Below are 25,820 nucleotides of genomic sequence, written 5' to 3' on the forward strand. Positions count from 1 at the left end.
CCTGGTACCGCACTCGCCCGACTGGGCCCGCCCGCCCACCGGCGCGGCGGGCGCCCCCGTCCCCAGCCCTTCCACGGCCCATCCGGGGCAGAGACATGTCACCGCCGATCCGGCCCGCTGGCGGCCGTGGCGGTTCCGGATGAACAACGACCTGTGGGGCTCGCCCACCGTCCGCGACGGGCTGCTGTACGTCACGTCGATGGAGATGCACGCCCTGGACGTGGCCAGCGGGCGGCGCCAGTTCAAGACCCGCGAGGTCGCCTACTCCATGGCCGTCACCGGCGGCCGGGTGCTCGCCTCCGACGGGCCGCACCTGTACGCGCTGGACGCCACGGACGGCTCCGACCGCTGGCGGATCCCCACCGACACATGGATCTACGCGCTGCGTGCCGACCGCGGCACGGTGATCACCGCGACCAGGGGCGGCGGCGTCCAGGCGTGGGAGTCGGGTACCGGCGAGCGGCTGTGGGAGATGTCGGGGGCGCAGGCCGACTTCGAGAGCCACGACGCGGCCCCCGTGGTGCACGGCGGCGCCGTCTACACGTGGGGCGAGGGTCAGCTGTATGTGCTGGAGGCGCGCACCGGGGCCGAGATGTGGCGGTACCCGGTGGGCGACACGTCGGTGACCGGCGGGGTCCCGGTGCGGGTGACGCCCACGGACGACGGGGTGGTGTACGTGTGCGCCGGCTCCCGGGTGCTGGCGCTCGACGCGGCGACGGGCGCGGAGCGGTGGCGGTTCGACACGCCCGCGGCGATCCTGTGCCCCGCCGCCTACCAGTCGCAGAACACCAGGTCGGCCGGGCTCTACTTCACGGACTACCTCGGCACGGTGTACGCGCTGGACGCGGCGACCGGGGACGACCGCTGGCGGATCGCCACCGAGGCCAGGCAGTCGGTCGAGCCGGTCGTGGTGGCCGACGGCCTGGTGCACCTGGGCAGCGGCAGCGCGATGTACACGCTGGACGCGGTCAGCGGCACCCCGCGGTGGCGGTTCGCGGCGGGGGACGCGATCGTCGGCTCGCCCGTGGTCACGGCGGGCAGGCTGCACTTCGGCTCCGAGGACCACTGCCTCTACACGCTGGACGCGGTCAGCGGACGGCTGAGCTGGAAGCTGGAGACGGGCGGCGCCATCACCGGCACCCCGGCCGCGGCGGACGGCATGATCTTCGCGTGCAGCGGGGACCACTGCGTCTACGCCCTGGACGCCGCCCGCGGCACCCGTCAGGCCCCGGGCTGAGACCCCGGCCTCCGCCACGCGCCCCGCGGCGAGTTCCTCCGCGGCACAGCAGCGCGGTTCCAGCACGACCCCAGCCCGGTCCCAGCCGGTCACGCCAGCTGGATGACGGAGCACCCCCACGCCCCCGGCCGGCGTCGCGGCCGGCGAACGAACGTGCCCTGAACGCGCCGATCCCGCGGGGAGGACGGACGGCCTGGGCCGCCGTTCTCCCCGCGGGGGGGCGCTCATATGCGGTGTCGCGCTGAACGGCGTATGGGTTACGCCGCGTCCCGGCGGTTCCGGCGGGGCCGGTCCTCCGCCTCGGCGTCGGGCCGGTCGCGATGCCTGCGCGGCCACGGGCCGTGTCGGACATCACCGCCCTGGAGGTGGTCCTCGGTGGTCATGTACTTCCTGACGACATGGCGCTGTTCCATCGAAGCCGCCGCGATCAGGAGCAGTGTGCCGCCGGCCAGCGGACCGATGACGGGCCAGGACATGCCGCCGGGGCCAACGGTCAGGCTGTGGGCGACCTGGTACTGCCGCACCATCCACAGGATGGTGAAGCCGAGCACCAGCAGTCCTGCCAGCGTCATCAGGAGCCGCGACCTCAGCACGATCGCAGCCGCCGTGATGATCGCGGCGATCAGCATCGGGAAGAACAACCCGGTGAGCAGATTTCCATTCCCTCCGGTAATGCCCTGGGTCGTGAAGAGCTGAGGCCACTTGAAGTGCCGTCCGTCGCGGCTGCCGTACCAGTCGAGAAACACACTGGCGATCGCCGCCGCAGCGGCAATGGCGGCGAGCGCGGACCCAAGCACGTTACGCCACATATCGAGCCTCCCTCGGTGTGGCTTTTGTCATATTCCGGCTCGTCTTCCGACGGTACGTCCCTCCGGCCGCCCCCGCACCCCGAACGGCGGACGCCCGCTTGCGGGCACTACTCTCACGGCCCATGAACGCCGCACGCACGCCGCCTCTCGCCGTCGCCGTGACCACCCTGGCCGGCCTGGAGCTGCTGCGTCTCGCGGGCGCCTCCGGATCCATCTGGGCCGTCCTCCCCGCGCTCCTCGCGGCGGCGCTCGCCGGGCCCCTGGTCTGGTGGTCCGGCCCTCGCCCGGCGCTGCCCGCCGCCCTCGCCGCCCTGGGCGCGGCACGGCTGCTCGTGCAGATCCCCGGGGCCAGAACCGTCCCCGTCCTGGCCGTCGCGGCGGGCGTGGCGGTGGCGGCGCTGGTCGTCGCCGTCCGCCGGTGCGCCGCCACCTCGGGCAACGGCCCCGGCCGCGCCGCGCGCGCCATCGCCCTGGCCGTGGGCGCCGACGTCGCGACGCGGCTGCCGTTCGACCTGCTCGACCCGGCCTGGCGCGGCGGCGCGACCGGCTGGCTCTGGGCGCTCGCCTGCGCCGCGGCCCTCGGCGCGCTGGCCGCCGACACGTACCGGCGCCCGGCCCCGGTCGCGCGCCCCGGCGGCGGCGCCGAGCTGGCGCTGCTCGGCCCCGCGCTCGCGCTCTACGCCCTGCTCCTCGCCTCGCCCGCGGCCGTCGCCGCGCAGGGCGGCGGCGGCCTCACCGGCGCCGGCCTGTGGATCGCCGCGGGCACCGTCCTCGGCGTCGCCGCGCTCAGCGCCCCCCAGCCGCGGTGGGCCGCCCCCGCCGCGCTGGCCGCCGCCGTGGCCGCGTTCACGCTGCTGCCGCCGCTCGCGGGGATCGCCGCGCTGGCCGGGACCGCGGCGCTGCCCTCGGTGCTGCGCCGCGTGCTGCGGACGCGGCCCCTGACCACCGGGCAGGGCGCCCTGCCCGACCTCGCCCTCGCGGGCGCGGGCGGCGTGCTCGGCCACCTGCTCCTGGCCGTTCCGTACCAGCTGCGCACCGCCCCCGCCGCGTTCGCGCTGCTGACCGCGCTCCTGCTCGCCGGGGCCGCGTACGCCGCCCGCGCCGCCGATCGGGAGCGGGCCGGCGCGCGGTTCGGCCGGCCGTTCCTGCCGGTGGTGCTGGCCACGGTCCTGCTGGCCGCGCCCCCGCTGGCGGGCGCCCTGCGCTCCGCCCCCGAGCCGCTGCCGACCGACACCGCGGGCGGCATGTACCGGCTCATGACGTGGAACGTCCACGCCGCCGTCGACGAGCGCGGCGAGCTGGCGCCCGAGGCGGTCCTCGACACCATCCGCGCCTCGGACGCGCAGGTCGTCGCCCTCCAGGAGGTCCCCCGCGGCTGGCCCGGCGCGGGCGGCCTCGACCTCGCGGCCTGGCTGGAGCGCCGCCTCGACGTCACCGCCGTCTGGGCGCCGTCCGCCGACCGCCACTTCGGGAACCTGGTCCTCACCAGCCTCCCCGTCCTGGACTCCGCCACCACCGACCTGCCGCGCGCGGGCGGCGACATGGACCGTTCCGCCGCGACCCTCACCCTCGGCCTCGCCGACGGCGAGGAGGTCCGCGTCGTCGCCACCCACCTCGACGGCCGCTCCTCCCCCGACGCGCGCCTGCGCCAGCTCGAAGGGGTGCTGCGCGAGGCGGAGGACGGCGGCCCGGCCACCGTGCTGGCGGGCGACCTCAACGCGCGGCCCGGCTCGCGCGAGATCGAACGCGTCACCGAGGCCGGCTTCCACAGCGCCCAGGACACCGTCGGCGACCCGGACCGCGACACCGCCACGGTGCCGCCCCGCCGCGTCGACTGGATCTTCGGCGCATCGGGCGTCGCCTTCGGGGACTTCACGCTGGAGGACACCACCGCCTCCGACCACCGGCCGCTCGTGGTCACCGTCTACCTGGACTGAACCGCTTACCCTGCGGAAATGACCTCCAACGCACCCTCGGCGGGGGGCCCCGCCCGCTCCAGGACGGCCCTCCTCGTGCCCGGCGTCGGCTACACCCCGGCCCGGCCCCTGCTGCACTACGCCCGCGCCGTGCTCGAACAGCACGGCTGGGACGTGCGCGAGCTGTGGTGGGAGATCCCGGGAACGTTCCAGCAGTTCACCGAGGGGGAGCGGCAGTCCTTCGTGGAACGTCAGGTGGTGACCGCCATCGAGGCCGAGGGCTGCGGCCTCCTGGTCGGCAAGTCCCTGGGCACCCTCGCCGCCACCATCGCGGCCGACCGGGCGCTGCCCGCCGTGTGGCTGACCCCGCTGCTCCCCGCCGAGCCGGTGGTGCGCGCCCTCTCCCGCGCCAAGGCGCCGACGCTGCTCGTGGGCGGCACGGGTGACCCGCTGTGGGACCCGGCGGCGGTGCGCGAACTCCCGCACGAGGTACTGGAGTTCGCCGACGCGGACCACTCGCTCGAACTGCCGGGCGACGCCGTGGGCTCGGTGGCGCTGCTGCAACGGTTGGTCGAGGCGCTGGACCGTTTCGCCGAGGGCGTGACGCGGGCCAGGAAGGGCTGAGTCCGCGCGGGCCGGGCGTGAGCCCCGGGGTACGCGGCGCGGGAACGGGGGAAGAAACGGTTCAGCCCGCCGGCCCCCACCGACGGGCTTACTCCGACCGTATGACCGAGCCGGCTCCGGCCCGGACGACGCCCCCTCCACGCCGCCCGAGCCGTTCTCCGGCACCCGGACCATTCGGCGGCTCCCCCGTCACCGCCGAATGGAACCGGGGGAGGCCAACCGCGCACCCCTGTGCGGCCGGTCACCAAGAGCATGACAGCCAGTAATAAACACCTGATAAACGACGGCAGACGGCCTCCATGAGGCCGCCGCCCGCGACGCGTCAGTGGATATCCGCGTCCCATATGTGATTGTCGGCCAGCACCTCGCCCCCGGCTCCCGTTCCGGCTCCGGCGGTGGCGGGTAAGGCGAGAGCTCCCAGCAGGGCGGCGGCTCCGGCGCAGAGGGCCAAAGCCCAGGTCAATCGGCTCATATGAGGGTCTCCTTGTGACGGAACGGCCGCGCGTCGGCGCACGGCCGCATCTCTTGAGATTTCCCCGCCCCACGCACGAAGAACCGGCTGCGCGACGCGGGGAGGCGGCGCAACCGGTTCTTCGGCGTGACGGTTCAGCGGGTGGTCTTCGCGTCGGCCTCTTCGGAGTCACGGCTGTCCTGAGGCTTTGCGGCGTGCTTGCCGCCGTTCCCGTTGCTCGTGGCCCGGCCGTTCGGCTTGGCCTCCGGCTCGCTCTGGACGTGGTTGTCGAGCGGGCGGATGTCGGGCTGGGACTGGACGTGGTTGTCGAGCGGGCGGATGTCGGGCTCGCTCTGGACGTGGTTGTCCAGGGGGCGGATGTCGGGCTGGGACTGGACGTGGTTGTCGAGCGGGCGGATGTCGGGCCCGGACTGGACGTGGTTGTCCAGGGGGCGGATGTCGGGCCCGGACTGGACGTGGTTGTCCAGGGGGCGGATGTCGGGCTGGGACTGGACATGGTTGTCGAGCGGGCGGACATCGGGCTCGGACTCGGCGGCCTCGTCCGTCTTCCGCGGCTTGACATCGCTCATGCTTCGCTCTTCCTCTGTGTGGGGACGAACGGACCGGCCGTGGTTCCTCCGCAATCCACGGCCGGTCCTCGAACCAACCGCCCTCCCCCGAAGAGGCGGTTGGGTGCGCCCGAGCATGTCAGCGTGCGATAAACATCTGATGGACGAATGGTCAGGAGTGGGCGACTTGGAAGACTAGACGCTTGTCGTGTCCAGCAGGTTCCTGACATCCGCGGCCTCGGAACTCCCGAGTGTCACGAAGGAGTCGAGCGCCTGCTCCCAGCACGCCCGAGCCCGGCCGCGCTGCCCGATGGCCATCAGGGCCCGGCCCAGCACCGTCAGGACATTGGCCTGGACCCAGGCGCTCGCGATGTCCCGCAGCTGCGCCAGCGCCCGTTCGGCCAGCTCCGCCGCGCAGGTCGGCGCTCCCATGCCGAGCCGCGTCTCCGCCATGCGGAAGTAGGTCAGGCCCTCCCACCGCGGCTGCCTGGTCTCCCGGAACGTCGCCAGCGCGCTCTCCAGCTCCTGGAGCGCCTCGACGTGCTCGCCCACCCGGGTCAGCGTGAGCCCGAGCGCGTAACGGCCGTTGGCCAGGCGCACGCCCGAACCGAGCTCCACGTAGCGGGCGACGGCCTCCCTGGCCAGCTGCACCGCGCTGTCCAGCTTGCCGAGGGAGAGATGGGCCCGCGACAGGTTGCTCAGCGCGCTGGCCTCGCCCGCCCCGTTCCCGTCGTCACGGAAGGCCGCCAGGGAGGTCTTCAGGTGCTCCTCGGCGTCCGTGTACCGGCCCTGGTAGATCGCGATGCCGCCGCGCTCGTTGGGCGCCATGGACATCGGGACGGGGTCGCCGGCCTCCTGCCCGAGGAGGTGCGCCTGCCGCGCCTGGTCGTCCGCCTCGTCCAGCCGCATCGCCAGGCTGTACGCGTGGGCCAGGGCCAGGCGCGTGCGGCCCTCCGCCACCGGGTCCCCCGCCTGTCGCGCCGCGGCCAGGGCGATGAGCGCCGCCTGCTCGTAGGGGCCGGAGTAGGCGCCCGACTCGTCCAGGTCCCGCGCCGCGAGCAGCACGTCGGCGCAGCCGCGCCGCGTCGCCCCCGCGGCGAGCTGCTTGACGCAGGCCAGCACGCAGTCCGCCTCCGCGAAGAGCCAGTCGAGGGCCGCCGCGCCGTCGGGGAAGGGCAGGCCGACGCCGGGCTTGGCGCCCAGGTGGTCCGGGAGGCGGTCGCCGGGGCGCTGGACGGCGTAGACCTGGGCCGTGGTCGCCAGGTAGAAGTCGAGGAGGCGGGCCAGCGCCGCGTCCCGCTCCGCCGGGGGCTGCTCGTCGCGCTCGGCGCACGCCCGCGCGAAGAGGCGGACCAGGTCGTGGAACCGGTACCGGCCCGGCGCGGCGGATTCGAGCAGCGAGGTGTCGACCAGCGACTCCAGCACGTGTTCGGTGGTGGCCAGGTCGCGGTCCAGCAGCGCGGCGGCGGCCTGGAGGGAGATGTCGGGGCCGTCGGCCAGGCCCAGCAGGCGGAAGGTCCTGGCCTGTTCGCCTTCGAGCTGGCCGTAGCCCAGCTCGAAGGTGGCCTTGACGGCCTGGTCGCCCGCCTGGAGCTCGTCCAGGCGCCGCCGCTCGTCGCTCAGCTTGCGTGCCAGCGCGGAGACCGTCCAGGTGCGGCGCGTGGCCAGGCGGGAGGCGGCGATGCGGATGGCCAGCGGCAGGAAGCCGCAGGCGGCGACGACGTCCATGGCGGCGTCGCGCTCGGCGTTGACCCGCTCGGGTCCGACGATGCGGGTGAAGAGGGTCAGCGCCTCCTCGGGGCTCATCACGTCCAGGTCCACGAGGTGCGCGCCGGCCAGGTCCACCATCCGCACCCGGCTGGTGATCAGCGTGGCGCACCCGGGCGTGCCGGGCAGCAGGTGCCGCACCTGGGCGGCGTCGCGGGCGTTGTCCAGCAGCGTCAGGACGCGGCGGCCGTCCAGCAGCGAACGGTAGAGCGCCGCCCGCTCGTCGAGCGTGTCGGGTATGACGGTGTCCTTGGTGCCCAGCGCCCGCAGGAACGCGCCCAGTACCGCCGCGGGGTCGGAGGGGGCCGCGCCGGCGCCCTGGAGGTCCACGTAGAGCTGGCCGTCGGGGAAGTGGTCGCGGGCGGCGTGCGCGACCTGCACCGCGAGGGTGGTCTTGCCGACGCCGCCGATCCCGGCCACCGCGGAGACGGCCATCACCCGGCCGCCCGCGGACGCCAGTTGGGCGCCGAGCTCCGCGACGAACGCGGCACGTCCGGTGAAGTCGGGGACGGCCGCGGGGAGCTGGGCCGGGCGGATCGCGGGCATCGCGGAAACTGTCGGCTGGGCGGGCTGGTTGAGCGAGGGGTCGGCGTTGAGGATGCGCTGCTGGAGGTCGGACAGCTCGGGGCGCGGCTCCACGCCCAGCTCGTCGATGAGCAGCTTGCGCGCGTCCGCGTAGACGGCCAGCGCCTCGGCCTGCCGCCCGCCGCGGTAGAGGGCGACCATCAGCAGCTCGCGCAGCCGCTCCCGCAGCGGGTGACCGGTGGTCAGCGCGGTCAGCTCGGAGACCGAGTCGGTGTGCAGCCCGGCCTGGAGGCCGACGTCGAGGCGCTGCTCGCGCAGGGTGAGGTGCTGCTCGGCCAGGCGCGCGGCCTCGACCTCGGCCTCGGGCCCCGGCACGCCGCCCAGCGCCTCGCCGTCCCACAGCGCCAGCGCCTTGCCGTACAGCTCGTGGGCGCGCCTCAGGTCACCCGCCGCCGTGCTCTTCTCGGCCGCCGCGGTCAACTTGGTGACCGTGTCGAGGTCGAACTCGTCGAACGGCCCGAGCCGCAGCGCGTACCCGCCGAGCTCCGTGACCAGCACCTCGGACCGCGGCGCCAGCGAGCGCCGCAGCCGCGAGGCATAGGTCCGCAGCGCGGCCAGGGCCTGCTGCGGGGGCTCCTCGCCCCACAGCGCGCCCACCAGCTCCTGCGCGGTGGCCGTCCGGCCGCGGCGCAGCAGCAGGGCGGCGAGCAGGGCACGTTGCTGAGGGGAACCGGGTGAGAGCGGTCTCTCCCCGTGCCAGGCCCGGACCGGGCCCAGCACGGCGAAACGCAAGGCAGGCGTGTGACCCCCCGTGGTCCCCTCACCAACGGCCATGGTGTCCTCTGCTTTACCAACTCAACGTATGGGGCGAACGTTGGAGTCTATCGGTCCCGGTCGCCCCCGAGCCAGACCGGATTCGTCATCGCGGCCATCGGCCCCGGAACGCCGGGGAGGCCGCCCGCCGGGGGCGCGTGCCGCACCTCGGCGCGCACGTGGGCGGCGTTGCGGACGGTGGTCCGCCAGGTGACCTCGCCCGCGCCGTCGGCCGGGAGGGGCTCGGCGCGCATGAGTCCCTGGTCGGAGAGGATGCGGGCGGTGCCGCCCGGGACGCCGGACACCGTGAGACGGGCCGTGACGCTCGCGTCGGGGCGGGAGTCGAGCCGTTCGCCGATGCCCGCGTGGTGCCCGTGCTCGTCGCCGACCCCGAACGACAGCTCCACGGCGGACGATTCGGCGAGATAGCTGTGGCCGGACGCGATTGCGGCCAGGATGGCGCGGCGCGAGAGGTCCTCGGCGAGCACCACGGTCTGGGGCAGGCCGACCGGGTCGGGCTCGCGGTGGGAGTCGCTGTTGCCCATGGCGGGGAGCCAGCCGCCGGCGCGGAGCATGCTCTCCCAGCCGGCGAGCGCCAGCTCGTCGTCCGGGGTCCACGACCCGTTCCACACCTCGACGGCGTCGGCCTCGCGGAAGCCGAACCTCCAGGAGCAGCCGATGCAGGTGGCGTGCGCGTGCGCCGGGACGACGAGCCCCCCGGCCTCGTGGACCCGCCGCGCGTAGCGGGCGTAGGCGTCGTCGCGGGCGCGGTAGCGCCAGTCGATGAACGTGCCCGGGTCGATGCCGAGCGCCAGGTAGTGGCCGTTGCGGGTGGTGACCTCCTCGCCGCAGAGCACCAGCAGGTCGTCGCCCCACAGGCCCTCCCAGGCGCGGTGGCCGGCCGGGGTGTTGTGCTCGGTGGTGACGATGAAGTCCAGTCCCCCGGCGCGCGCGGCGGCGGCGATCTCCGCGGGCGTGCGCCGCCCGTCGGAGTGGACGCTGTGCAGGTGGCTGTCGCCGCGATACCAGGCGCGCCCGCGCCCGGCGGCGCGCTCCGGCGGGTAGACGGGGCGCGGGGTGCTGCCCGTCGCGCCGTGGGTGAGGGTGACGGTGACCTCGTAGTCCAGGCCCCCGGGCGCGACGGTGTAGGGGCCGAGCGCCACGTGCCAGGTGCCCTCGTTCACCGGCCCGGCCAGATAGCCGGGGGTGGCCTCCTCGGCGCTGATCGCGAACCCGGTGCGCGCGCCGCCCGACCAGCCGCGGAACCCGCGGCCCGGCAGGTCGGTGCCCCGCTCGTCGAAGACGCCGATGTCCAGCGCGTTGCCGTGGGTGCCCGGTGGCACGGCGGGGCTGTCGTAGGTGTACGAGACGGCTATCCGCCGCACGCCGCGCGGCACCCGCACGGGCAGGTACACGAAGTCGGGGGCGCCGGTCTCCAGATGGCCGCGCACGGTGCGGGTCTGCTCCGCGCCGTCGGCCGCTGTCGCGAATTCCACCGGCGCCAGGGTAATCGCGGCGCCGCCTCCCGTCGCGGCCCCGGACGACACCATGTTCGGGTGTTCGCGCTCGCTCTTATCCTCAAGGAATGACAACGAGCGCGCAGGAACCGAAGGCCGCCCCGACGGCCAACGCGATGCGGCGCGCCCTGCGCCGGGCCGCGGACGGGGTGGCCCTGGACGTGGGCGAGGCGGCCGTGCTGCTCCAGGCGCGCGGCGCCGACCTCGACCGGCTCGCGGAAGCGGCGGCCCGGGTGCGCGACGCGGGTCTCGAAGCCGCCGGGCGTCCGGGCGTGATCACCTACTCCAGGAAGGTGTTCATCCCGCTGACCAGGCTCTGCCGGGACCGCTGCCACTACTGCACCTTCGTGACCGTGCCCGGCAAGCTGCGGGCGGCGGGGCACGGGATGTTCCTCTCCGCGGACGAGGTCGTGGACATCGCGCGGCGCGGTGCCGAACTCGGCTGCAAGGAGGCGCTGTTCACCCTGGGCGACCGCCCCGAGGACCGCTGGCCCGAGGCGCGGGAGTGGCTGGAGGCGGCGGGCTACGACAGCACCCTCGCCTATCTGCGCGCGATGGCCGTGCGGGTGCTGGAGGAGACCGGGCTGCTGCCCCACCTCAACCCCGGCGTCGTGTCCTGGACCGACTTCCAGCGCCTCAAGCCGGTCGCCCCCTCGATGGGCACCATGCTGGAGACCACGGCCACCCGGCTCTGGTCCGAGCCCGGCGGCCCGCACCACGGCTCGCCCGACAAGGAGCCCGCCGTGCGGCTGCGGGTGCTGGAGGACGCGGGCCGCTCCAGCGTCCCGTTCACCACCGGCATCCTGATCGGCATCGGGGAGACCTACGAGGAACGCGCCGAGTCCGTCTTCGCGCTGCGCCGGGTCGCGCGCTCCTACCGGGGCATCCAGGAAGTCATCGTGCAGAACTTCCGGGCCAAGCCGGACACCGCGATGCGCGCGATGCCCGACGCCGAACTGTCCGAGCTGGCCGCCGCCGTGGCCGTCACCCGGCTGCTGCTCGGCCCCTCGGCGCGCGTCCAGGCCCCGCCGAACCTGGTGGACGAGGAGTACGCGCTGCTGATCCGCGCCGGGATCGACGACTGGGGCGGCGTCTCGCCGCTCACGCCCGACCACGTCAACCCGGAACGCCCCTGGCCGCACCTGGACGACCTGGCCGCCCGCACCGCGGACGCGGGCTTCACGCTGCGCGAACGCCTCACCGTCTACCCGGAGTTCGTCAAGCGCGGCGAGCCGTGGCTCGACCCCAGGCTGCTGCCGCACGTCACCGCGCTCGCCGACCCGGAGACCGGCCTCGCCCGCGAGGACGCGATCCCGCGCGGCCTGCCCTGGCAGGAGCCGGACGTGCCGCTGACCGCCACCGGCCGCACGGACCTGCACCGTTCGATCGACACCGAGGGCCGCGCCGGCGACCGGCGGGCCGACTTCGACGAGGTGTACGGGGACTGGGAGGCGCTGCGCGAGCAGGCCGCCCCCGGCATGGTGCCCACCCCCCGCACGGCGCCGGTCGAGCGGCTGGACGGCGAGGTCCGCGCGGCGCTGACCGTGGCCGCCGAGGACCCGGCGCGGCTCACCGACGACCAGGCGCTGGCCCTGCTCCACGCGGACGGGCCCGCGCTCGACTCCCTGTGCCGCACGGCCGACGACCTGCGCGCTTCCGTGGTCGGCGAGGAGGTGACCTACGTCGTCACCCGCAACATCAACTTCACCAACGTCTGCTACACCGGCTGCCGCTTCTGCGCCTTCGCGCAGCGCCGCACCGACGCCGACGCCTACACCCTCTCCCTCGACCAGGTCGCCGAACGGGCCGCGCAGGCGTGGGAGGTGGGCGCCGTCGAGGTGTGCATGCAGGGCGGCATCCACCCCGACCTGCCCGGCTCGGCCTACCTCGACATCGTGAAGGCGGTCAAGGAGCGCGTCCCCGGCATCCACGTCCACGCGTTCTCGCCGATGGAGGTCGTCAACGGCGCCTCGCGGACCGGGATGTCGATCCGTGACTGGCTGACCGCCGCGCGCGAGGCCGGGCTCGACTCCATCCCCGGCACGGCCGCCGAGATCCTGGACGACGAGGTCCGCTGGGTGCTCACCCGGGGCAAGCTCCCGGCCGACACCTGGATCGAGGTGGTGAGCACGGCGCACGAGCTCGGCCTGCGCTCCTCCTCGACCATGATGTACGGCCATGTCGACCAGCCGCGCCACTGGCTGGGCCACTTCAGGACGCTGGCCGCGATCCAGCGCGGGAACGAGGAGAAGGGCGTGGCCGGGTTCACCGAGTTCGTCACGCTGCCGTTCGTCCACACCAACGCGCCGGTCTACCTGGCCGGGATCGCCCGCCCCGGGCCGACCCCCCGCGAGAACCGCGCGGTGACCGCCATGGCCCGCCTGCTGCTCCACCCGCACATCACCAACATCCAGACCAGCTGGGTCAAGCTGGGCGCCGAGGGCGCGGCCGAGATGCTGCGCTCGGGCGCCAACGACCTGGGCGGCACGCTGATGGAGGAGACGATCTCGCGCATGGCCGGGTCGGCGTACGGCTCGTACCGTTCGGTGGCCGGGCTGCGGGCCATCGCCGAGGCCGCGGGCCGCCCCTCGCGGCTGCGGACCACCACCTACGGCGAGGTACCGCCCGAGCGGGTGGAACGGGCCATGGCCGCCGACGGCCGCCTGCCGGAGCTGCTTCCCGTGCTGCCGTCGGTGGTGTCCTCGGGGGCCGAGGCGTGACGGCGCCGGTGGGCGGGGCGCTGTGGGGGCGCGCGGAGCAGCAGGACTTCCGCAGCCGGGTGCGGGGCTGCCTGCTGGGCGGGGCGATCGGCGACGCGCTGGGCGCGGCCGTGGAGTTCGCCTCGCTGGACGAGATCAGGGAGCAGCACGGCCCGGACGGCGCGGACGACTACGTTCCCGCCTACGGGCGGCGCGGCGCGATCACGGACGACACGCAGCTGACGATGTTCACGGTGGACGGCCTGATCCGCGCGCATGTCCGGCGCGACACCGGCGCGTGGCACCCGCCGACGGACGTGCACGCCGCGTACCGGCGGTGGTTCACCACCCAGCACGAGTGGGGCCCCGACGAGCGGCGGGCGGGGGACGGCTGGCTGGCGCGCGAGGAGTGGCTGTACGCGCGCCGCTCGCCCGGCCGTTCGAGCCTCAGCGGCCTGGGCGACGCGGTGATGGGCACGGTGGACAAGCCGAAGAACCCGGAGTCCTCCTCCTGCGCGGCGGTGGTGCGTTCGGCGCCGTTCGGGCTGCTGGTGGGCTGGGAGCCGCAGCTCGTCTTCCAGCTCGGCGTGGAGTGCGCGGCCCAGACGGACGGGCACCCGACGGCGATCCTGGCGGCGGGCGCGTTCGCCGCGATCGTGCACGGGCTGGTGCGGGGCGAGGGCCTGGACGCGTCGGTGCAGAAGGCCCTGGTGCAGCTGGCGACCCGGCCGGGTCACGAGGACACGACGGAGGCGCTGAAGAAGGCGGTCGGCACGGTCAGGCAGGGCATGCCGAGCCCCGAGCGGGTGGAGTCGCTGGGCGAGGGCTGGTCGGCCCACGAGGCGCTGGCGATCGGCGTCTACTGCGCCCTGGTGGCCGAGGACATGCGCCACGGCCTGCTGCTCTCGGTGAACCACGGCGGCGACTCGGACTCCACGGCCGCCGTCTGCGGCAGCCTGCTGGGCACCCTGCACGGCGAGACCGCCCTGCCCCCCGCCTGGCTGGCCGAACTGGAGGGCCGCGCCACGATGCTGGAGCTGGCCGACGACTTCGCGATGGAGATGACCCAGGGCCCCGCCCTCCACGGCCCCGCCGACTCCGCCCACATCTGGCTGACCCGCTACCCCCGCACCTGACCCCGGGCCGGGCGGTCACCCGCGCGCGGGCCGGACGGTCACCCGCGCGGAGTCCGCCGCGCCCGCAGCAGTTCGAACACGCTGGAGAAGCTGTCCCGCCCGTGCCCGGCGGCCGAGCGCGCGTCGAGCAGCGCCTTCAGCGGCTCGTGCACGTCCGTGGCGAGGCCGTGGTCCTCGCTGACGCGCAGCAGGCTGTCGACGCCCGCCCGGTTGAGGTCGACCGAGGAGGCCCCGTCCGCGTAGGCCGCCGACCCGGCCTCGCGGGCCAGTTCGGGCAGGAAGGCGGCCATGCCGTGGAGCCACCGGGCGGCCAGCGGGGCGAACGCCTCCGGCGCGGTGCCCCGCCGCGTCCAGCAGCGCCGTGGCGTGCAGGAATCCGGTGAGGGCCGCGTAGCCGGTGCCGAGCAGGGCCAGATCGTGGATCTCCGCCGCGCCCGGGTCGGCGCCGAGGAAGTGGGCCGGGGCCATCACCTCCAGGTGGTGCCGGTGGGCGGTGAAGGCGGCCTCGGAGCCGCTGTAGAGGAAGAAGCCCTCGGGAGTGGCGACGGTTTCCGGCAGGGCCATCATGGCGCCGTCGAGGTAGTCGGCGCCGAGCCCCTCGGCCCAGGCCGCCAGCTCCCGCGCCTCGTCGGGGGTGGACGAGGTGAGGTTGACGAGGGTCCGGCCGCGCAGCGCGGCGGCGGCGGGTTCGAGGGTGCGCCGCACCGTGCCGGGGTCCAGGAGCGTCACGACCACCAGCGGCGCGGCGGCCACCGCCTCCGCGGCGGTCTCCGCGCGGACGGCGCCCCGCGCGGCGAGGGCGTCCGCCGTGGCGGCGGTGCGGTTCCACACGGTCGTCGCAGCTCCCGCGGCGAGGAGCGCGGCGGCGATCGGCGTTCCCATCCGTCCCAGCCCGAGGACGCTCACACGGGGCGCGGTCCGCTCCTGGCTCTCGTTCTTCGGCATGCTGTGGCTCCCGCTCTCCTCGGTGTCCCCCGGCCGGTCGCGCCGGGTGACGCCACTGTGGCGAGCGGCGCTGTCGGGACGCTGTCGGGATCCTGTCGGTCGCCGTCGCTGTCGCCGACCGGCTACGCCGCGGCCGGGCCGCCGCCGTTGCCCCCGCCGTTGCCGCCGCCTCCGTTCCCGCCGCAGGAGTCGCGGATCTTCAGCGTGGGCTGGATCACCACCTGGCGGGCGGCCAGCGGGGTCCGCGCGGTGAGGCGGTCCAGCAGCAGGTGGGCCGCCTGCTCGCCGAGCTGCCGCTTGGGCGGGGCCACCGCCGTCAGCCGCACCTCCGCGAGCGCGGCGATCTCGTCGTCGTACGCGATCAGCGCCATGTCCTCGGGCGTGCGCAGCCCCCGCGCCCGCAGCCGTTGCAGGAGTTCGATCGCGTCGTGGTCGGAGTGGACCAGCGCCGCGCGCGCCCCGCTGTCCAGGCACGCGTCGATGAACGAGTCGTACTGGCGCGCCGCCTGGCGCGAACCCAGCGGCGGGCGCCCCCCGTCCATCACCGGCACCGACGGGTCGAGCCCGAGCCGTTCCACCGCGTGCGCGTGGCCCTCGCCCACCAGCGGCGCGGTCGGCGAACCCGTCAGATACAGCGCCACCCGGTCGTGGCCGAGTCGGCGCAGGTGGTCCACCGCCCGGTAGGCGCCCTGCCGGTGGTCGGAGACCACGAACTCGCAGGGCTCGTAGGGATCCGCCGGGTGGCGCTCCATCAGCACGAAGGGAACGCCCGTGGACCTGAGGCGTTCCAGCGTGGCGTCCGGCAGGTAGTGGCCGCTGGCCGAGGCGATCAGCAGGCCCGAGGCGCCGGAGGAGCACAGCTCGTCGATCTGCTGGAGGTCGCGCGGCGGCGCGTAGTCCGTCAGCCCTATGACGATCCGCGCCCCCCGCCGCGCCGGCACCGCGCGGACGCCGCCGACGACGTTGGGGTAGTAGTACGTCGCGGAGGGCACCAGCAGCCCGAGCGTCGGCCCCTCGCCCTCGCCCTCGCCGAACTCCGGTTCGGGGCGCGGCTCCGCGTGCGGCTCCTCCGCCGGCACGGCGGTGATCGCCCCGCCCCGCACCTTGGTCAGCCGCCCCAGCGCCGCCAGTTCCGACAGATCGCGCCGGATCGTCCCCGCCGACACCCCGAAGCGTGCGGCGAGTTCGCCCACGAGCACGGCCCCCGTGGCGCGCAGCTCCCGCAGGAGCAGCTCCTGCCGTTGTTCCACGAGCACGTCAGCATCTCCTTCCGATCGTTCGTTGAGCTTAATGGTTGTTCGATGATGCTTATGAACGATCATGAACTTTTCTCTTGACTGGTGCAGACCCGTCCCCCAGGGTTCTGGAACATCCGTCACTCAAGGAGCCGCCCCCGTGTATCACCGCAGATACCGCGCCGCCGTGCCGCGTGTCCTCGCCGCCGTGGCGGCGGCCGTGCTGCTGGCCTCGTGCTCGCTGTCCGGCAGCGGCTCGGGGGACCGGCCGGTGACCATCACCTACTGGTCCTGGGTCTCCGGCGCGCAGGAGATGGTCGACCGGTTCAACGAGACGCATGACGACATCCAGGTCGACTTCGAGCTGATACCGGCCGGCACCTCGGGCGGGTACTCGAAGATGTTCAACGCGGTCAGGGCGGGCAAGGCCCCCGACATCGTCACCGTGGAGTACCCCCAACTCCCCACGTTCGTCACGCAGAACGTCGTCCAGCCGATCACCGACTTCGGCGTCGGCGACCTGGCGGACCAGTACCCGGAGTGGACCTGGCGCCAGGTCGAGCTGGGCGGCGAGGTCTACTCGCTGCCCAAGGACATCGCCCCTCAGGTCCTCTTCTACCGGGCCGACCTCTTCGACGAGTACGGCCTCGAACCGCCCGCCACCTGGGAGGAGTTCCGCGCGACCGCCGAGCAGCTGCGCGCCGAGCACCCCGATGTCGCCCTCACCACCTTCCCCAGCAACGACGCGGGCATGCTCTCCGGCCTCGCCTGGCAGGGCGGCGCCGAGTGGTTCGACACCTCGTCCGGCACCTGGCAGGTCCACACCGACGACGAGGCGGGCCTCGACGTCGCCAGGTACTGGGACGAGATGATCGCCGAGGGGCTGGTCATCAACGAGCCGCTGTACGCCGAGAAGCACGTCACCGACCTCCAGCAGGGCCGTTCGCTCAGCCTCATCGGCGCCCCCTGGTCCGCCGCGAACATCTCCCGCTTCGTTCCCGAACTGGCCGGGACCTGGGGCGTCGTGCCCCTGCCCTCCTGGGACGAGCCCGCCTCGGGGAACTACGGCGGCTCCACCATGGCCCTGCCGGAGGGCGCCCCCAACCCGGAGGCGGCCATGGAGTTCGCCCGCTGGGTCTCCACCTCGCCCGACGCGATCGCCGCCGCCGCGCCCGTCTCCACGGCGTTCCCGGCGAACACCACCCTCACCGAGACCTGGGGCCAGGTCACCGAGGAGGCCAACCCCTATGTCGAGGGCATGAACCTGCCCGAGGTCGCCCGTGCCGCGGCCGCCACCGTGGACCCCTCCTGGGAGTGGGGCCCGTCCATGGCCGAGGGCTTCAGCCGCCTCACCGACGAGACCACCGCGCTGGCCGGGAGCCCGGGCGGCCTGGTGGAGGCCCTGCGCCGCTGGCAGGACTCCACCGTCGACCAGCTCCGCCAGCGCGGCTTCGACATCCGCGACTGAGCGCCCCCGACCACGCCACCCAGGGACGGACACCTCACATGGCATCCCTCACCACGGCCAGAGCACGCGAGCGCCGCAACGGCGTCCTGCTGCTGCTCGGACCGTTCTTCCTCCTCTTCTTCTTCACCTACCTGGCGCCCATGGCCTACGCGGTCGGCCTCAGCCTGTTCCGCGACAGCTTCGACGGCATCGGCTGGGAGGGGCCGACCAAGGTCTTCGCCGGGATCGACAACTACACGCGCGCCCTCACCGACGAGGTGTTCCTCCGGGGCACCGGGCGGGTGCTGCTCTACGGCCTGATCTACGTCCCGCTGCTGGTCGTGCTCTCGGCCGGGCTCGCGCTGCTGCTCGACAGCACCCTCACCGTGGCCCGCCGCTTCTTCAACACCGTGCTGTTCCTGCCGCACATCGTGCCGGGCCTGATCGCCGCCATCGTCTGGGTGTACCTCTACACCCCGGGCCTGAGCCCGGTCATCGACGCGCTGGACTCGCTGGGCGCCGAGGTCGACTTCCTCGGCGGGAACACCGTCATGCTCTCGCTGGTCAACGTCGCCGTCTGGCAGTCCCTCGGCTTCAACATCGTGCTGATCTACGTGGCCCTCCAGGCCGTCCCGCGCACCACCGTCGAGGCCGCCCGCATCGACGGCGCGGGCGAGATGCGCACCGCGCTCAACGTGAAGCTGCCGCAGGTGCGCGCGGCCGTGTTCGTCGCGGCGCTGTTCACCATCATCGGCTCGCTCCAGCTGTTCACCGAGACCATGATCGTCCAAGCCTCAGGACTCAGCTCGGTGACCACGACCTGGACGCCCAACATGCTCGCCTACCAGGCCGCGTTCAACGCCAACGACTACCACTACGCCGCCACCGTCTCCGTGCTGATCGCCGTGCTGGCCGGTGTCCTCTCCTTCGTCGTCACCAAGCTCGCCAACCGGAGGACGCTTCGATGAAGCAGAAGCAGCAGCAGGCATGGTGGGCCGGCCGGGCCACCGCCACCACCCTGTGCGCGATCGCGGCCCTCTACACGCTGATGCCGCTGATCTGGATGGTCTTCGGCGTCACCAAGACGCTGCCCGAGCTCTACAGCAGCAACGGCTTCTCGCCCTCGGCTGGGATGCATGTTTTCGACAACATCCGCGATCTCTTCGCTCAGGACAACGGCCGTTTCGCGCGCTGGATCCTGAATACGGCGCTGTACGCGATCATCGGCGCGGCCGTGGCCACGCTGCTGTCGGTGGCGGCGGGATATGCCTTCGACAAATTCGCCTTCCGGGGGCGGGAGAAATGGTACGCGCTGGTGATTGCGGGCGTGCTGATCCCGCACACGGCGATCGTGGTGCCGCTGTACCTCATGATGTCCGAGATACAGATGACCGATACGTTCTGGTCGGTCCTCATTCCCGTCATGGTGAATCCGTTCGGCGTCTATCTGGCCCGCGCGTACTCCTCGGGCGCGATACCCGACGAGATGCTGGAGGCGGCGCGGATCGACGGGGCCGGGGAGATCCGCACCTTCTTCTCCGTCGGCCTGCGGATGATGGGGCCCGGCGCGCTGACGATCTTCCTCTTCCAGTTCATCGCCATCTGGAACAACTTCTTCCTGCCGCTGGTCATGGTCACCGACAACGACCTTTTCACCATCGGACAGGGCCTCTTCACGTGGAGCTCCGCCATCAGCCAGAACCCGGAGTACACGCGGCTCGTCGTCGTCGGGTCCGCCGTCGCCACCATCCCTCTCATCCTCCTCTTCATCCCCTTGCAGCGCAGGTGGAGGGCCGGACTCGCCGAGGGCGGAATCAAGTGATGATTTCAATGAAGGCAGATGGACGCGGATTGACGCGGAGTTCCTCGGCGTGAAGAAGAGTGGCGGTCTTTCGTGCCCGCCGATTCCGCACCTACTCTGCGGGCATGTCTGCCACGGACGAGCTACTCGACAACAACGAGCGCTACCGGGTGTCCTTCGCCGGACCGCTGAGCGTTCCGCCCAGCCGACGCCTCGCGGTCGTCGCTTGCATGGACGCCCGTCTCGACATCTATGCCATTCTCGGCCTCAAGGAGGGAGAGGCGCATGTCATCCGCAACGCGGGGGGCGTGGTCACGGACGACGTGATCCGCTCGCTGGTCATCAGCCAGCGCAAGCTGGCCACCACGGACATCCTGCTCATCCACCACACCGACTGCGGCATGACGACCTTCACGGACGACACGTTCAAGGCGGAGATCGTGGCGGAGACGGGAATACGCCCCGACTGGGCGGTCGAGGCATTTCCCGAGGCCGATGAGGACGTGCTCCAGTCCATCCGCAGAATCAAGGTCAATCCCTTTATCCCGAGCACGGATACGATTCGCGGATTCGTGTTCGATGTGGAGACGGGTGAGTTGCTGGAGGTGCTCGACGCGTAGCGCTGCGCTTCGCCGGGCCGTTGGTGGGTGGCTGGGGTCGCGGCTTCCACGCCAGGCGTGGAAGCGGCCCCACCACCAAGCCCCGCACGGGACTCTCAGAGCAGCCGCAGCTGAGTATCCCGTGACCGCTGACGCGGCACCGTCGCCCCGGCCCGCTCGGTGTCCCTCAGCACGTCCAGGAACGGCGACCGCCGGGCGCCGCGCACGGCACCGTGCCGGAACCGCTCCGCGGCGTGGCACAGATACAGCCGCCGTTGCGCCCGCGTCATGCCGACGAACAGCAGCCGCCGCTCCTCGTCCACCGCCTCCCGGTCGTCCTCCGCGCCCGGCCAGCGCATCGGGAGCAGCCCGTCCTCGCAGCCGACCACGAACACCACGGGGAATTCCAGGCCCTTGGCCGCGTGCAGCGTCAGCAGCGAGATCCGGTCGGCCCTCGGATCCCAGCTGTCCACCTCGACGCCGAGCGCCAACGCGTCGCGGAACCGCGCCAGGTCGCCCCCGCACCGTTCGGCCAGCGGCGCCAGCAGCTCGGCGGCGCCCGCGAGTTCGGCGTCGGCGTCCCGGCGCAGCGCCGCCAGCTCCCCTCCCGCGGCCAGCGCCTCCACCACCCGCGCCACCCCGGGCCGGTCGCCGAGCCGGTCGTGCGAGCGCTTCTGGAACGGCAGCCCCGCCCGTCCCAGCGCCTCGACCACCGCCGCCGCCTGCCGGTCCGTCCGGTAGAGCACCGCGAAGTCCGAGAAGCCCAGGCCCTCTTCCCCGTCCGAGTCCACCCACCCGCTGTCCCGGGCATGGAACGCGGCGCCGCCGATCAGCTCCTCCACCGTCCGCGCCACGAACGTCGCCTCCGCCGCCTCGCTCCGGGCCGCGTGCACCCCCACCCGCGCGTCGCCGTGGTCTCCCAGCGGGCGCAGCACCCGGTCGGCGACCAGCGTCGAGGGCGCGATGACCTGCTGGGCCGCCGTCAGCACGCGTGCGCTGGAGCGGTAGTTGCGGGTCAGGCCGACGGTGCGGGCGCCGGGGAAGTCCTCCGCGAACCGCAGGAAGAACCCGACGTCGGCGCCCCTGAACCGGTAGATCGCCTGGTCCGGGTCGCCGATCGCCGTCAGATTCCCGTCCGGCGGGGCGAGCGTGCGCAGTAGCCGGTACTGGCGTTCGTCCACGTCCTGGTACTCGTCCACCGAGATCCACCGGTACCGCTCCCGGTAGGCCGCGGCCAGCCCGGGGTCGCCCTCCAGCAGCGCCAGCGGCAGGTCGATCAGGTCGTCCAGGTCCACCAGGTCGGGCCGGTGGCCGTCCTCCAGCTCCTCCACGATGGTGAAGTCCGCGTCGAGCCCGGCCCGTTGATGCTGCTCGCGCAGGATGGCCAGGCCCAGTGAGTGGAACGTCGCCACCGTGATCCCACCGACGTGGTCGGGCACAAGGGCGGTGAGGCGCTCCCGCATCTCCTCGGCGGCGCGCCGCGTGAAGGTGAGGGCCAGGCACCGTCCGGGCGCCACGCCGCGCTCGGTGACCAGGTGCGCGATGCGGTGGGTCAGGGTGCGGGTCTTGCCGGTGCCGGGCCCGGCGATGATCAGCAACGGGCCCTCCGCCGCCGCCACGGCCGCCGCCTGCTCGGGGTCCAGCCCGGGAACCCGGGGTTCGGCCGTCTCCTCCTCCGCCTCCGCCGCGGGGCGCTGCCGGGGAACGGCCGACCGCCTCCCTTCCGTTCGCCGCGGCGCGGGCCCCCGTTCCGCCGGGACCGCGAACGCCTCCTCGTCGAACAGCCCCGGGGAGCCGCCCGAGGCCCTCCGCGTCAGCTCCCCCGGCTCGAACAGCCGGATGGTCCCGTACTCCCCGTCGTACCCCGCGTCGCGGATCACCTCGCCGCGCCGCAGCCGCGCGACCGCCTCGCCCAGCGGCGTGGAGCGCGCCGCGATGTCGTCCACCGGCACCTCCTCCAGGATGGACAACTCCGGCCCGAGCGCCGCCGTGAGCGCGTCGATCTCGCGCAGCACCCGCTTGCTCCTCGGCCCGACCCCGGCGATCTCGCCCACCATCTCGGGCAGCGGCACCAGACTGCGGAAGTCCGGCGCCCCCGCCGGGCGCACCGGCTCCTCCCGGTCGGCCAGCTCCTCCACCCGGCTGAGCACGCCGATCGTCAGCGGCTTCCCGCACTCCGGGCAGATCCCGGCGTGCGCCCGCGTCTCGGCCGGTTCCATCCGCACCCCGCACGCGCGGTGGCCGTCGACGTGGTACTTCCCCTCCTCGGGGAAGAACTCCACGGATCCGACGTGCCCTTCACCCGTCTCCAGGGTCCGCCTGACCGCGAAGTAGTCGAGCTCCGTGTCGAAGACGGTGGTCTCCCGGCCCAGCATCGGCGGCGAGTGCGCGTCGGAGTTGCTCACCATCCGGTAGCGGTCGAGCCCGGAGACCCGCCAGTTCATGGCCGGATCGCTCGAAAGCCCCGTCTCCGCCGCGAAGATGTGACCGGCGAGGTCGGCGTAGCAGTCCTCGATCGCGTCGAATCCCGACCTGGACCCCAGCACCGCGAACCACGGCGTCCACACATGGGCCGGGACCAGATACGAGCCCTCGCCGCTCTCCAGCGCGATCTCCAGCAGATCCCGCGAATCCAGCCCGAGAATCGGCCGCCCGTCCGAGGTGATGTTCCCGATCCGCCCCAGCCTGCGGTTGAACTCCTCCGCCGCCGCGAAGTCCGGCATGTACACGAGGTGGTGCACTTTCCTGGTGCGGCCGTCCCGCTTGTAGATGGTGGAGATCTCCACCGACAGCATGAACCGCACCGGCGCCGCCGCGAGTAAGCCGGGCAGCCGCTCGGTGATGCCCCGGTCCATGTCCTCCCGCAGCCTGAACAGGCCGGGCTCCGCGGGGACCAGATTCTCCCTCAGGTGTGAGAACCACGCCGGATGTGTGAAGTCCCCGGTGCCCACCAGCACAATTCCCTTGCGCCGCGCCCACCACCCCAGATGTTCCAGATCGCAGTCCTTGCTGCACGCGCGGGAGTACTTCGAGTGGATATGGAGATCGGCATGGAAGCGCACCCGCGGCATGATTCCACAGAGCGGAGTGCCCTCCGTCCCCCGACCGAGCGGGAGTGCCCATGAACGAGGAGCCGTTGAGCGGCGGGAACGCCAGTGCCGGGGTGGTGCGGGTCGGGGACACCGTGCGGCGTCCGGCCGGGCCGTGGACACCCGCCGTGCACGCGTTGCTCGACCATCTGCACCGGGCCGGGTACGCGGCGGCGCCCCGGCCGCTGGGGATCGACGAACGGGGGCGCGAGGTGCTGACGTTCGCCCCGGGCCGCACGGTATGGCCCGAGCGCTTCCCGCTGCTGGACCCCGAGGCGAGGCTCGCCCGCGTCGCGCGCCTCATCCGCGCCTTCCACGACGCCGTCGCCGACTTCACCCCGCCGCCCGGCGCCCGCTGGCAGAACCTCATGCCCTCCGGTGGGGCCGAGATCGTCATCCACCACGACCTGGCCCCGTGGAACCTGGTGGTCGACGACGCCACCGACACCTGGACGTTCATCGACTGGGACGTGGCCGGTCCCGGCACCCGCCTGTGGGATCTCGCCTACGCCGCCCACGGCTTCGTTCCCCTCAGCGCCGCCCCGGGCCTGGGCCGTCCCGACCGCGCCGCCGCCGCGCGGCTCCGCCTCTTCGCCGACGCGTACGGCCTGACCGACGAGGCCGACCGCCGCGCGCTCGTCCCCCTCCTCGCCCGCCGCTGCCTGAGCATGCACGACTTCCTCAGGGCGCAGGCGGCGCAGGGTGTCCAGCCCTGGGCCACCCTGTGGAACGAGGGCCACGGCACCGTCTGGAAGGCGGACGCCGCGTACGCCGAGGCCCGCTCCGCCCTGTGGACCTCCGCCCTCCTCGGCTGAACGCCAGGAGGCGGCCGTGTGACGCTGCCGTGGCGCTGACCAGGGATAAGTGAACAAGCGCAACCCTGTGGATTCCCGCGCCCGCATTCTTTGGCAGTATGTCCGGAGCCTGTCAGGTTCTGACGGGTCAAACGTCCCACATCGCTCACCCATCCCCTAGGGGGGGACATGTCAGACCAGAACCCCTACCAGCCCCAGCCCCCGGGCAGCCAGCCTCCCGGCGCGCAGCCCGGTCAGCCCGGTCAGCAGCCCGGTGGTTACGGCTACCCGCAGCCCGGCGCGTACCAGCAGCCGGGGGCGTACCCGCAGCCGGGCCAGCCCGGCGGCCAGCCCGGTCAGCCGGGCTACGCCGGCCAGGGCTACCCGCAGGACCCCAGCGCGCCGTTCGGCTACGACCCGATGGGCCGTCCGCTCTCCCCCAAGTCCAAGATCGTCGCGGGCGTGCTCCAGATCCTCCTGGGCGGCGTCGGCGCGGGCCGCTGGTACACCGGCCACACCGGCATGGCGATCGCCCAGCTCCTCACCTGCGGTGGCTTCGGCATCTGGGCGCTCATCGACGGCATCATCTTCCTGACGAGCAACGACCGCACCGACGCCAGCGGCCGGGTGCTCAAGAGCTGACCACGCTCATGCAGCCCAGGGGGCGCTCACATCCCGCCGTGCTGCCGCTGGCCACCCTGGCGGCGGGCATCGCGGGTGCCGCCTACCTGTGGCGGACCAACCCCCATGAGGGCGGCCGGTTCCTGCCGCGCTGCCCGGTCAACTGGCTCACCGGGCTCGACTGCCCGTCCTGCGGCGGCACCCGGATGACCTACGACGTTCTGCACGGCGACCTGGCCGCGGCGTTCCAGGACAACGCGGTCCTCCTGCTTCTCGGCGTTCCCCTGGCGCTGTGGCTGGGGGGACGCTGGCTGCACGAGGGCCTGCGCGGGCGCCGTTACCGCCCTTCGCTCGGGCGGAGAACGGTCGCCGCGCTCCTGGGCGTCGCCCTGGTGTGGGCCGTGGTGCGGAACGTCGTGGGCTGACCCGGTCGCAGGGGTGCGGCCGGGCCCGGCGACGCCGGTGCCGCCCGCCGGCCCCCGGCCCGCCGGCGCCCCGGCTCAGGGTGTCGCGCCGTCCCGCTCCGGGTGCGGCCACGGGTTGGGGCGGCAGGTCAGCCCGGTCACGGGGCTGGTGAGGAACTTCGTCTGCTGCATCATCACCGGCGCCGGCGCCCCCTCGGCCGCGCAGTCCGCGTGCCCCAGGCCGATGCGGTGGCCCACCTCGTGGTTGATCAGCATCCGCCGGTACCCGGCGAGGTCGGCGCCGTAGGTGTCCGAACCCCGCGCCCAGCGCCAGGCGTTGATCATCACGCGCTCGGTGGACGCGGAGTCGCACGACACGTTGCTGACGGTGGTGTCGAGCCCCGACCTGGCGCACCAGTCGGCCGTCGTCCCCGGGCTGGCCAGCGTGACGACGAAGTCGGGGTCGCCCGACGAGACGCGGGCGAACGCGCGCGTGCCCCGCTCGCCCCAGCTCCTCGGGTCGCCGAGGGTCCGGTGCACGGCCTCCGCGAAGAACTCCGGGTCGATCGGCAGCCCCTCCTCGACGTCCACCCGGTACCGCAGGACCGTCGCCGCGTCCGGTTCCGCGGGCGGGTCGCTCCCGCCCACCGGCGTCAGGGTGCCGGGCCCGGTCAGCCCCGGGTCCACGGCGTCCCCGGTGGCCAGGAGTTCCTCGAACCCCGGCTCCGGCGGCGGCTCCTCCTCGGGAACGGGCTCGGGAACGGGCTCGGGAACGGGCTGCGGCGCGGGCTCGGGGCCGTGCGCGGGGGCCCCGTGCGCGGC

Annotated in this window: 21 protein-coding genes and 1 pseudogene; 12 read left to right on the top strand and 10 right to left on the bottom strand. The window is 73.6% G+C overall.

The annotated features are described in order from the left end of the window. Nucleotides 1-1,237: PQQ-binding-like beta-propeller repeat protein (locus tag ADY01_RS12130; protein WP_049570568.1), on the top strand; the 1,237-nt coding region annotated here is incomplete at its 5' end. Between the two features lie 257 nt (nt 1,238-1,494). Here ADY01_RS12130 and ADY01_RS12135 read toward each other — a convergent pair. After that, nucleotides 1,495-2,046, bottom strand: coding sequence for a hypothetical protein (locus tag ADY01_RS12135; protein ID WP_053170749.1), 552 nt, complete (start codon nt 2,044-2,046; stop codon nt 1,495-1,497). A gap of 122 nt (nt 2,047-2,168) precedes the next feature. Here ADY01_RS12135 and ADY01_RS12140 point away from each other — a divergent pair, with 122 nt between their 5' ends. Both ADY01_RS12140 and ADY01_RS12145 read left to right on the top strand, forming a co-directional pair. Then, nucleotides 2,169-3,983, top strand: coding sequence for an endonuclease/exonuclease/phosphatase family protein (locus ADY01_RS12140; RefSeq protein WP_049570571.1), 1,815 nt, complete (start codon nt 2,169-2,171; stop codon nt 3,981-3,983). An 18-nt stretch (nt 3,984-4,001) separates the two neighbouring features. Continuing rightward, a complete protein-coding gene (locus ADY01_RS12145; RefSeq protein ID WP_049570575.1) occupies nt 4,002-4,586 on the top strand; it encodes an alpha/beta hydrolase in 585 nt (194 codons plus the stop codon). 322 nt (nt 4,587-4,908) lie between these two features. Here the strand turns inward: ADY01_RS12145 and ADY01_RS39080 are convergent, their stop codons facing one another. The 4 genes from ADY01_RS39080 to ADY01_RS12160 form a co-directional block, all read right to left on the bottom strand. Beyond that, on the bottom strand, nt 4,909-5,058 hold the full coding sequence (locus ADY01_RS39080; RefSeq protein ID WP_159001167.1) for a hypothetical protein: 150 nt from the start codon (nt 5,056-5,058) through the stop codon (nt 4,909-4,911). Nucleotides 5,059-5,192: 134 nt separating this feature from the next. Next, nucleotides 5,193-5,627 (bottom strand): hypothetical protein, encoded by a 435-nt coding sequence (locus tag ADY01_RS12150; RefSeq protein ID WP_049570576.1) that lies wholly within the window; start codon nt 5,625-5,627, stop codon nt 5,193-5,195. 174 nt (nt 5,628-5,801) lie between these two features. After that, the gene (locus ADY01_RS12155) at nt 5,802-8,732 is read right to left on the bottom strand and encodes an AfsR/SARP family transcriptional regulator (protein ID WP_049570577.1); all 2,931 of its coding nucleotides are present in this window, start codon (nt 8,730-8,732) and stop codon (nt 5,802-5,804) included. A gap of 47 nt (nt 8,733-8,779) precedes the next feature. Beyond that, nucleotides 8,780-10,261, bottom strand: coding sequence for a CehA/McbA family metallohydrolase (locus tag ADY01_RS12160; RefSeq protein ID WP_199826217.1), 1,482 nt, complete (start codon nt 10,259-10,261; stop codon nt 8,780-8,782). A 35-nt stretch (nt 10,262-10,296) separates the two neighbouring features. Here ADY01_RS12160 and ADY01_RS12165 point away from each other — a divergent pair, with 35 nt between their 5' ends. Both ADY01_RS12165 and ADY01_RS12170 read left to right on the top strand, forming a co-directional pair. After that, nucleotides 10,297-12,948 (top strand): bifunctional FO biosynthesis protein CofGH, encoded by a 2,652-nt coding sequence (locus tag ADY01_RS12165; protein ID WP_049570582.1) that lies wholly within the window; start codon nt 10,297-10,299, stop codon nt 12,946-12,948. After that, nucleotides 12,945-14,063 carry an ADP-ribosylglycohydrolase family protein gene (locus ADY01_RS12170; protein WP_049570584.1) on the top strand — a complete coding sequence of 373 codons (1,119 nt, stop codon included), beginning with the start codon at nt 12,945-12,947 and terminating at the stop codon, nt 14,061-14,063. Before ADY01_RS12165 ends, ADY01_RS12170 begins: the two co-directional genes overlap by 4 nt. A 38-nt stretch (nt 14,064-14,101) precedes the next feature. Here ADY01_RS12170 and ADY01_RS41540 read toward each other — a convergent pair whose 3' ends face one another. The 3 genes and pseudogenes from ADY01_RS41540 to ADY01_RS12180 form a co-directional block, all read right to left on the bottom strand. After that, a complete protein-coding gene (locus ADY01_RS41540) occupies nt 14,102-14,353 on the bottom strand; it encodes a hypothetical protein (RefSeq protein WP_324612910.1) in 252 nt (83 codons plus the stop codon). A gap of 85 nt (nt 14,354-14,438) precedes the next feature. Further along, a pseudogene (locus ADY01_RS41545) lies at nt 14,439-15,008 on the bottom strand (NAD(P)-binding domain-containing protein); the annotation flags it as partial. A gap of 122 nt (nt 15,009-15,130) precedes the next feature. Further along, on the bottom strand, nt 15,131-16,264 hold the full coding sequence (locus tag ADY01_RS12180) for a substrate-binding domain-containing protein (protein WP_049570587.1): 1,134 nt from the start codon (nt 16,262-16,264) through the stop codon (nt 15,131-15,133). 139 nt (nt 16,265-16,403) lie between these two features. Here ADY01_RS12180 and ADY01_RS12185 point away from each other — a divergent pair, with 139 nt between their 5' ends. From ADY01_RS12185 to ADY01_RS12200, 4 genes are all read left to right on the top strand, one after another. After that, a complete protein-coding gene (locus tag ADY01_RS12185) occupies nt 16,404-17,711 on the top strand; it encodes an ABC transporter substrate-binding protein (RefSeq protein ID WP_049570592.1) in 1,308 nt (435 codons plus the stop codon). A 38-nt stretch (nt 17,712-17,749) separates the two neighbouring features. Then, the gene (locus tag ADY01_RS12190) at nt 17,750-18,658 is read left to right on the top strand and encodes a carbohydrate ABC transporter permease (RefSeq protein WP_049570594.1); all 909 of its coding nucleotides are present in this window, start codon (nt 17,750-17,752) and stop codon (nt 18,656-18,658) included. Next, complete coding sequence (locus ADY01_RS12195; RefSeq protein ID WP_049570595.1) at nt 18,655-19,512, top strand: carbohydrate ABC transporter permease; 858 nt, start codon at nt 18,655-18,657, stop codon at nt 19,510-19,512. Before ADY01_RS12190 ends, ADY01_RS12195 begins: the two co-directional genes overlap by 4 nt. Before the next feature lie 104 nt (nt 19,513-19,616). Next, the gene (locus ADY01_RS12200; protein ID WP_049570598.1) at nt 19,617-20,111 is read left to right on the top strand and encodes a beta-class carbonic anhydrase; all 495 of its coding nucleotides are present in this window, start codon (nt 19,617-19,619) and stop codon (nt 20,109-20,111) included. A 95-nt stretch (nt 20,112-20,206) separates the two neighbouring features. On the opposite strand, the gene ADY01_RS12205 is transcribed toward ADY01_RS12200, so the two are convergent. After that, nucleotides 20,207-23,152, bottom strand: a complete 2,946-nt coding sequence (locus tag ADY01_RS12205; RefSeq protein WP_063784201.1) for a UvrD-helicase domain-containing protein — start codon at nt 23,150-23,152, stop codon at nt 20,207-20,209. Between the two features lie 59 nt (nt 23,153-23,211). On the opposite strand from ADY01_RS12205, the gene ADY01_RS12210 reads away from it, so the two are divergent. From ADY01_RS12210 to ADY01_RS12220, 3 genes are all read left to right on the top strand, one after another. After that, nucleotides 23,212-23,994, top strand: coding sequence for an aminoglycoside phosphotransferase family protein (locus tag ADY01_RS12210; RefSeq protein ID WP_049570605.1), 783 nt, complete (start codon nt 23,212-23,214; stop codon nt 23,992-23,994). Between the two features lie 168 nt (nt 23,995-24,162). Beyond that, nucleotides 24,163-24,615, top strand: coding sequence for a TM2 domain-containing protein (locus ADY01_RS12215; protein ID WP_049570607.1), 453 nt, complete (start codon nt 24,163-24,165; stop codon nt 24,613-24,615). 8 nt (nt 24,616-24,623) lie between these two features. Then, nucleotides 24,624-25,019: a DUF2752 domain-containing protein gene (locus tag ADY01_RS12220; protein WP_049570610.1), complete on the top strand. Its 396-nt coding sequence runs from the start codon at nt 24,624-24,626 to the stop codon at nt 25,017-25,019. A 75-nt stretch (nt 25,020-25,094) separates the two neighbouring features. On the opposite strand, the gene ADY01_RS12225 is transcribed toward ADY01_RS12220, so the two are convergent. Then, on the bottom strand, nt 25,095-25,820 hold a 726-nt coding region (locus ADY01_RS12225; RefSeq protein WP_107081712.1), incomplete at its 5' end, for a DUF3152 domain-containing protein.

The sequence above is a fragment of the Streptomyces sp. SBT349 genome (genome assembly GCF_001083795.1).
Classification (GTDB): domain Bacteria; phylum Actinomycetota; class Actinomycetes; order Streptomycetales; family Streptomycetaceae; genus Streptomyces.